Below are 8,841 nucleotides of genomic sequence, written 5' to 3'. Positions count from 1 at the left end.
TTTTTAAAGAAAATGCAATTCAAACCACTCGCACCCATGCAGCCATTCCGCTAATATGTAGAACCGTTGCGAGTTTTGACGGCGACAAAAATAAAATGCCCTCCAAAAATGGAGGGCATTCCAATGTGGTGAACCGGATTGGATTCGAACCAATGACCTGCTGCTTAGAAGGCAGCTGCTCTATCCAACTGAGCTACCGGTCCATATTTCTTTCTTTTTGAACCAATGACCTTCCCGACTTTAGTCGGGATGCTCTACTCAATTGAGCTAATTTGATCGTAAGTTCCCTACCCAACTTTCATCGGGGACGCAAAAATAGCTTTTTACCGGTAAATTTCCTTGTCCGGGGCAAACTATTTCATGGGATTCACGGCCATAACCTTCAGGTAATCATTATTTATGGCTACCAGCACCATTTTTTGGCCCCGGGCAGTGGTTATCAGGGCCATATCTTTTACATCGCCACGGATAATGAAACCGCTTCGAACGGGCGGGATTGCCTGGAATTGTTTATGGCCAACACCTTTTAGGAAACAACCATAAGAAGCATCGTACCGGCCAGTCATCACTTCTGACTGGTATTCATTGCCGGCCAGCAGCAGGTCTGTAATGCCATCGCCATCAAAATCGTCACACAAAATGGCGTTCACAGGCGCAAACTGGGCTTCGGGCGGCAGGTAATGGCGGCGGAATTGTCCGTTTCCGACGTTTTCGAACCAGCAACTGCGCGTTTCCGTACAGGTGTACTGATGCAGACTGTCCTTCTCCTTAAAAATATCGTTGAAAGTGGCCTCCGCATATTGGGCATGGTGCAGGAACTGTTTTTTGATGGCAGGTACCTGGTCGGCAAACTGCCGGCGGTTAATGCCGGGGTACAATCGCTTTACGCCTGTGTGGTCTTTTATATAATAAAAAGGGATTGGATCGATGCTGCCGTTGCCATCCAGGTCGGCGGCAAACAATTCCATTGGTGTGGTATCGCTCACCTGGTAATCACAATTCATTCCCAGGTTCCCGGCTACCAGGTCAATATCGCCATCCTGATCCAGATCGGCTGCAGCCAAACTGCGCCACATGCCGCTCACCCCTCCTATTCCGGTTTTCATCTCCTGTAAATGTCCATGATCGTTTTTAAAGACCCGCACCGGCATCCACTCACCTGCTATTACCAGGTCGGGCTGGTGATCATTGTTCAGGTCTGTCCAAACGGCGGATGTGACCATACCGGGTTGTTGCAGGGCGGGGCAAACTTTGGCGGTAACATCGGTAAAGACGCCTTTGTCGTTATGCAAAATATAGCTGCGGCCGGGCAATGGGTAGCGTTTGGATACCCGGCTGCCGATAAACAGATCTGGTTGTCCATCGCCATCATAATCGCCGGTTTGCACACAGCCTGCAATGATTCGAATAGCTGGCGGGAGGGCTTTGGGTTGTAACTGAAAATGTCCCTTTCCATCATTGCTGTATAAACGCGGTGCGTTGTATGGCGAGTTTTCTTCCATCTGCACATTGCCACTGGTCACCAGCAGATCGGGATCCCCATCGCCATCGGCATCGAAGAAAACACAATCCTGGTCTTCTTCCATTTTTATACTGTCGGTAAGGGCATGCGCCGTAAACTGTCCGTTCTTTTGTTGAATAAAGAGCTGTCCGGAGAAATTAAAGGCCCCACCTGCGAACAGGTCGGTGAGGCCATCGTGATTGATATCGGCCGTTGTTATATACGGACCCAACTGCGAAAACTTTTGTGGCAACAACCGTTGCTCTGCAAAGTCGTTGTAATTACTTTCTACATGGCGATAATTTATCTGTGTGGTGCGTGTTACGTCTGAAAAAACAGCCTGCAGATCATTCGTGCTGCTCTCCCACGTTTTTCTAACAGGCTGTTGCGTTATCTCCAATAACGAATCCACCGCCACCTGCCGCAATACCTGGTACGTATTGTCGGGCCAAATGGTAACAATAGAATCGATATGCGTATTCGATCCCACCCCAAACAGCAGCTTTGTATCTACTGTTGAAAAATACCCCCGTACGGGACTCTGTTCCTGTACCTGCTCCTGGTTGCCGGTGTACACTTTTACTTTGGCGCCAAAGGCATGTTGGTTGGAACCGTTTCCTTTTAATTCAATGCCAATAAAATGATTCGTTATAGATTTACCTTTTGCATTGGTGCCATTGATGAGCACAAATGCTTCTTTATTGATATTATTCACTACAAGGTCAAGATCGCCATCGTTATCCAGATCGGCCCAGGCCGCGCCGTTCGACATAGCTGCTTCGTTCACCCCCGCCTGTTGCGATACATCGGTGAAGGTGTAATTGCCGTTGTTGCGATATAAATAATTACCCAGTTCCACATGGTGCAAGGAAGCGAGCTTGTCATTGATCAGCTTTCGTTGTGCTTTTATATCACTCACCCTGCCCATTACGGTTGAACTGAATTCGAGAAAATCGGCGTTTATAAAATCGCGGCCAATGCCATTGGTGATGTGCATGTCCTTCCAGCCATCATTGTCAAAATCGGCCATCAACACGCTCCAGCTCCAGTCGGTGCTGGAGATGCCTGCAAGCTGGCCAACTTCACTGAAAAACGGGATTGCGGTATCGCCAGTCGCTAATGCACCATTATTCAACTGCATCATATTCCTCATAAACTCCGGCTCATAGCCATATGAGCGTTCGGCCTGATAGCGTTCGTAATTCATCACCGACCAGGTAAGCTTGCGGCGTTCGTTGTTTTCGGGCATCATATCAAGCGTTACTACATCGGGTAAGCCGTCGTTGTTTACATCGGCGGCATCCACGCCCATGCTGCTATAACTCTGGTGTTGCATACTGCGGGCAATGCAATTGGTGAACGTGCCATTGCGGTTGTTCAACCATAATATATCATTCGATAAAAAATCATTGGCCACATAAATATCCGGCCAGTTATCGTTGTTGAAATCACTTACCACTACACCTAATCCATACCCATCGTCTTTGATGTTGGCAGCCAGCGTAACATCGGTAAACACCGGGTGACCAACATTGCCTGCTACTCCATCGTTACGGTATAACCGGTCATTGGCAAGTGATCTTCCTGATTGATCGCGGGGGTAAATAGTGTTGGCATTGGCGCTGCTGAGCAAATAATTAGCGAGGTACATATCCAGGTCGCCGTCTTTGTCGTAATCAACAAACACCGCCTGGGTTGAATAACTGGTATCTGCCAGTCCGTATTCGGCGGCAGATTCTTTAAATGTAAGATCGTGCTGATTGATGAATAACAGGTTGGCCGCGCGTTCCAGTAAATTCTTTCCAAACACACAAACATAAATATCATCATAGCCATCGTTGTTGATGTCTACTATGCTTACGCCGGTTGCCCAGCCGCTGGTGCCGCAACCTGCTTTTTCGGTAATATCTTCAAAACTGTTATTGCCTTTATTGATGTACAGCTTTGAGCTCACCTGGTTACCGGTAAAATAGATATCTTTTAATCCATCGTTGTTAAAATCCCCGATACCTACGCCGCCACCCATATATCCAAACTCATTGATAAATGAATGGGTCGAATCTGTTTCGTTTACCTGGTTTATAAAATGTATTCCCGTCGCTGTTGAGGGCAATGACGTAAATAAAGTATCGCGTTCTTTTGTTTTACAACCTAACGAATAAAAAAATATCAATAATACCGGTAACCTAAAAGCGATCTGCTTTTTTGATGAACCCATTGGCTAGAAAATATTTTTAGTACCCTCCGTTTTGTTTATTGATGCCATTGGTAGACAACTGCGGATTGTTGTCTATTTCCTGCTGGGCAATAGGCAGCAATTCATCACGGTCTTTTTTGAAGTAAGGTATTGGATCAGCTGTTGCTGAATAATAGCCTCTTTTCCGCCAGCGCAAAATGTCGCGATTACGAATTTCTTCTCCGCCCAGCTCTACTGTCTTTTCATGCATGATGGCTTTTGTAATTTGATCTTTTGTGCCGGTTGGGAATTGCGCTGTAGGATAATGCGGCATGTTCACCCCTGGCCGGTCACGCACCTGGTTCAGGTAATCTATTGCTGCGGCAGGATTGTTTAATTCATTTTCACATTCCGCCAGCATCAATAACACCTCTGCATACCGGATGATGCGTTGGTTATTGCCACCGCCTGCACGGTCACCGCCCTTGCCGTGTTTATAAATGATCATGAACTTGCGCCAGCTTATTTTTTTGGTAACCCCATTCACTACAGATGAATTACCATTCTGATCGTCATCTGTAAGAACCGAAGCGCCATTGTTATAGGTATCGCCCGATTGGTATACCGACATGGCAAAACGGGGATCGGTTTTGGCAGCGCCGGTGGCTGTATTTTCAAACTCATTCAAATAATGGTTAGATGGGATCAGGTTACGCCAGGCGATAGGCGAATATTCCTGGTTGCGCACCGTTCCCTGTGGCTGACTGGGATCATCCCCCTGCCCGGCCCAGTTGAACTGGTTTGGTTTGTTCTCGAAGTATACTGCTTCCCAGATCGACTCTTTATTGAATTCTGTTTCTTCGAGGAAGTTATCGCCATAGGGAATATTAATGGTATACCCCAGGGCTTTTACCGCTGTCAGGGCGACTTTAGCGGCAGCATAATCGCCTTTTTGCATTTGCACCCGGCCCAACATGGCATACGCAGCGCCTTTGGTAACCCGGCCGCGGTCTTCATCTCCATAAGAAGGCGGCAAGGCCGCTGCTGCGTCGGTAAGGTCTTTTACTATCTGATCGTAAATGTTTGCTTCCGATGCGCGGGATTGAAACTGGTTCGATGCGGTTACTGGTTCCAGGTACATGGGTACCGGCCCCCACATAGATACCAGCTCAAACAATGACCAGGCCCTGAAGAATTTGGCTTCGCCTACGTTGCGGTCGCGCAACGCATCGTTATCTGTTACATTGGGCGCATACTTTAAAACGGTATTGGAGCGATGCATAACGGTATACAAGCCATTCCAAACCGAATTCATCACTGAGTTGTCGGGCGTGGTAGAACCGTTCAGGATCTGTGCGCGGGGCACTTCCAGCTGGCCCCCACCCGCTGCCATATCATCACCTCGCAGATCATGTATAAAGAACCATTCGCGGCCAACCAGTGAACCGCCATGGAAAATTGAATAGATGGCATTGGTACCTTTCAGCAATTCATCACTGTTGCGGAAATAGGTGTCCAGCGTGGGATAGCTGGGATTGGTTTTGTTGAGTTGTTTTTCACAGGCAACGATCGTTACAGCAAGTAATAAAACGAATCCGATGCTATACCTGAGAATATATTTTGGTTTCATAATGATCAAATTGTTTTTTCATGAATAAAACATCCGGTTAAAAACCTACCTGCACACCAAACTGGAACGAACGGGCGGCAGGATACTGCCCATAATCGATACCGTTGGTGAGTGTAGTGATCTTGGAACCGATTTCAGGATCCCAGCCTTTATATTTGGTAAAGGTCAACAGGTTTTGCGACGCAACGTATATTCTGAAACTGCTTACAGTGCGTTTGGTGAACGTTTGCAAAAAGCTGGCAGGGATCGTATAGCCTATCATGATATTCTTTAACCGCAGGTAGGAACCGTCTTCTATCCAGCGGGTAGACGGACGAACATTCTGGTTAGGATCGCCACTAATGGCCCTGGGCACATTGGTGTGGGTATGATCTGGTGTCCAGGCATCGAGCACTGCTGTGCCGGAACCAAACAACCTTGCCATCCCTTCGCTGATAATGCGGGTAGCATTGAATATTTTGTTACCCTGCACGCCCTGGAAAAACACCGACAGGTCGAAGTTCTTGTAATTGGCGCCAAAGTTAAGCGAGTAAGTAAAGTCGGGCAAATAGTTACCAAGGAAAGTTCTGTCATCGGCAGTAATAACGCCATCAGGTTTACCATCTGGTCCGCTGATGTCTTTGAACTTAAGATCGCCGGCTTTTGTTTTATCGGTCTGGTATGGACTGCTTGCTACTTCAGCATCGCTTTGGAAAATGCCGTCAACAATATAGCCGTAAAACGATTGAATAGCTTCACCGGCCTTTGTTCTGGTAATGCCCGCACCACCGCCAAAATCCTGGTCGCCTCCCTGATCGATGCTGGCATTTGGCGTATTCAGGCTCACCACTTTGTTTTTGATGAAGCTGATATTACCGGTAATATCCCATTTAAATGCATGCATGTTTTGTTTGTAGCCCATTTGCAGATCGAACCCATGGTTCTCCATGTTTCCTACGTTTGCCAATACACCCTGTGTATTGAACCCGAATGAACCCGGTGTGGGCACATTCAACATCAGGTTATCGGTTTTGCGGCGGTAGTAATCAGCCGACAAAGTGATGCGATTGTTCAGCAATCCCAGGTCAACGCCAATGTTCAACTGTTTTGTTTTTTCCCATTCCAGGTCAAGGTTCGAAATGGCATTGTAGAACGATGCATTACCCCCAGATGGCAGGGTATTATTGAAGGGATATAACGCACCATTCTGTGAAACAACTGCCTGCCAGGGATAATCATTAGGCAATTGCGAATTGGGCAGTTTGCTAAAGATGCCAATGCCGTTTAAACCGGTAACGCCATACCCTGCTCTTATTTTTAATTCTGAAATGCTTTTTATGTTGTGCATGAAATCTTCCTGGTCAACACGCCAGCCTACTGAGGCTGAAGGGAAGTTGGCGAACTTTTTACCGGGCGCCCATACTGATAATCCATCACGACGGATGGCAGCGCTCAGCATATACTTTCCACCAAATTCATAATTCAACCTGGCTACATAAGAGATCAGCAGGTTTTCACTCTTGGTGCTGAAGGCAGACACGTTTGTTGCACCAAACATGGTTTCAATATCGTTGGTGCTTTGATTACCGGTTATTTGCTCGCCAAAGGAGCGGGTGCTTTGGGTTTCATATACGCCGGTAGCGGTGAGGTGATGATTGCCGAATGTTTTATCGAATGTGAGTTGCTGGGTAAACAACAACGTGGTGAGCGTTGTGCGTACGTCATCAACAGACGCCAGCTTTTCACTGCGGCCTTTGTCATTATACATGGGTTTGAACTGATGCTGGAAAAGGTTCACATGGTCTACGCCAAATGTGCTACGGAACTTTAACCAGGGGGTAAAATTCACATCTGCATAGGCGGTACCTAATACTTTCAAAGTTTTACGTACTGCATTACCCAGCAACACTGCATCTTCAACCGGATTGGTTGGGTCGGCGCCGTCAACGCTGTTCTCTGCATTTCTGTATCCGCCCTGCGTAGTAGGATCGTATACCGGTAAATAGGGCAAACTGCGGATCACATTCACCAGCCTGGTACGGTTACCGGTTGTATTATCATACCGCTGTTTTGAATACGACAGGAACAGGTTCTCGCCAAAGGTGAAAACCTTGCTGATGCGGTGCTCTGAATTGACGCGGTAATTACCTCTTTCATAATATACGCCCTTGCCAATACCATCCTGTTTAAAATAACCGGCCGAGCTGTAGAAACGGCTTACGTCATTTCCGCCACTTACGCCAATATTGTGCTGCATCAGCACGCCGCTTTTAAAATAAGCATCCTGCCAGTCAGTATTTGTTTGCGCATTCGTTTGGCTGGTGCCTGCATAAATGGGCTGACTGAAATTGGCAGGCTGCAACCGGGGTGGCAGGCCAATACCGGCAGCTCCATTCAAAGCGCGTTCATATTTCAGGTATTGATCTGTATTCAGCAGATCGATCGTATTCCAGGGCTTTTGGGTGCCGATATAAGAATCGAGCGTTACTTTGATCTTATTATCGCGCCGGCCTTTTTTGGTAGTAATGAGTATTACGCCATTGGTAGCTCTAGAGCCATAAATAGCGGCCGCACTGGCATCTTTCAACACTTCCACCGATTCAATATCGCGGCTGTCGAAGTTGACGAGGTTACCGGTAGGAAATCCATCGATCACATACAAGGGGTCAGATGCAAAGTTGATAGAGCTCACCCCCCTGATGCGCACAATGGGTGATGTGCCCGGTTCGCCGTTGTTGGTGACCGTTAAACCGGCCACCCGGCCCTGCAGCGCCTGTTCAACACTGGCCACCGGCAGTTCATTGATGGCTTTTGTATTGATCGAGGAGATAGCGCCGGTCAATGAACTTCTGCGTTGGGTACCATACCCTACAATGATCACTTCGTTCATGTTGCTGGTTTCCGCCAGTAACCGAACGGTGATGTTGGTTTCATCGCCCACCTTTACGGCGCTTTCTTTATAGCCCACCATGGTGAACGACAGTGTTTCGCCCACATCGGCCGTAATCACAAACACACCTTTTTCATTGGTGCTGGTGCCTCTGTTTGTTCCGCGCACCAATACCGATACGCCGTTCAGGGGAGCTCCACCTTCATCGGTTACTTTACCAGTAATGGTTTTGGCCGGGGCTTCTTCGTCCAACAAAAATTTACGGGGATCGTCGGTGATATACATCGCCAGGTTAAAGGCTTCGCCTTTCCGCGTCAACACTATCTGGTTGCCGGAAACAAAATACAGGATATTCAAAGGCGACAAACACAGTTCCAGTACATCGCCCAGCCGCTGGTTACGGGCGGCCACCGATATTTTTTGCCGTACCGGAATGCGTTGAGAACTGTACACGAATTTGAGATCAGTCAGCCGGCTGATCTCATTCAGCACCGTTTTAACTTCCTTATTGTCTGCAACCAGGTTAATACGCTGGTTTAGAACCTCCTGTCCGTGAACCGGACGGGCATACATCATACCGGCAAAGCCGGTGATCAAGAGTAATGGCAGCAATCCTATTCTCATAAACCGGTAGATTAACTGGTTAACGAGTACTTTTTTCATAG

3 protein-coding genes and 1 tRNA gene are annotated in these 8,841 nt (G+C 47.6%); all 4 read right to left on the bottom strand.

From position 1 onward, the window contains the following. Positions 1-126: 126 nt before the first annotated feature. The 4 genes from ACJ751_RS17735 to ACJ751_RS17720 all read right to left on the bottom strand — a co-directional run bounded on the left by ACJ751_RS17735 (position 127) and on the right by ACJ751_RS17720 (position 8,839). Positions 127-203 (bottom strand) — tRNA-Arg (locus ACJ751_RS17735). 150 nt (positions 204-353) lie between these two features. Continuing rightward, a complete protein-coding gene (locus ACJ751_RS17730; protein WP_407746859.1) occupies positions 354-3,719 on the bottom strand; it encodes a VCBS repeat-containing protein in 3,366 nt (1,121 codons plus the stop codon). Between the two features lie 16 nt (positions 3,720-3,735). Continuing rightward, the gene (locus ACJ751_RS17725) at positions 3,736-5,307 is read right to left on the bottom strand and encodes a RagB/SusD family nutrient uptake outer membrane protein (protein WP_407746858.1); all 1,572 of its coding nucleotides are present in this window, start codon (positions 5,305-5,307) and stop codon (positions 3,736-3,738) included. A gap of 37 nt (positions 5,308-5,344) precedes the next feature. Next, positions 5,345-8,839: a TonB-dependent receptor gene (locus tag ACJ751_RS17720; protein ID WP_407746857.1), complete on the bottom strand. Its 3,495-nt coding sequence runs from the start codon at positions 8,837-8,839 to the stop codon at positions 5,345-5,347. Positions 8,840-8,841: the final 2 nt, after the last annotated feature.

Source organism: Niastella sp., assembly GCF_045805085.1.
Lineage (GTDB): Bacteria > Bacteroidota > Bacteroidia > Chitinophagales > Chitinophagaceae > Niastella.
Note: the sequence above shows the minus strand (reverse complement) of the source record. Positions and strands in the feature narration are given on the sequence as shown.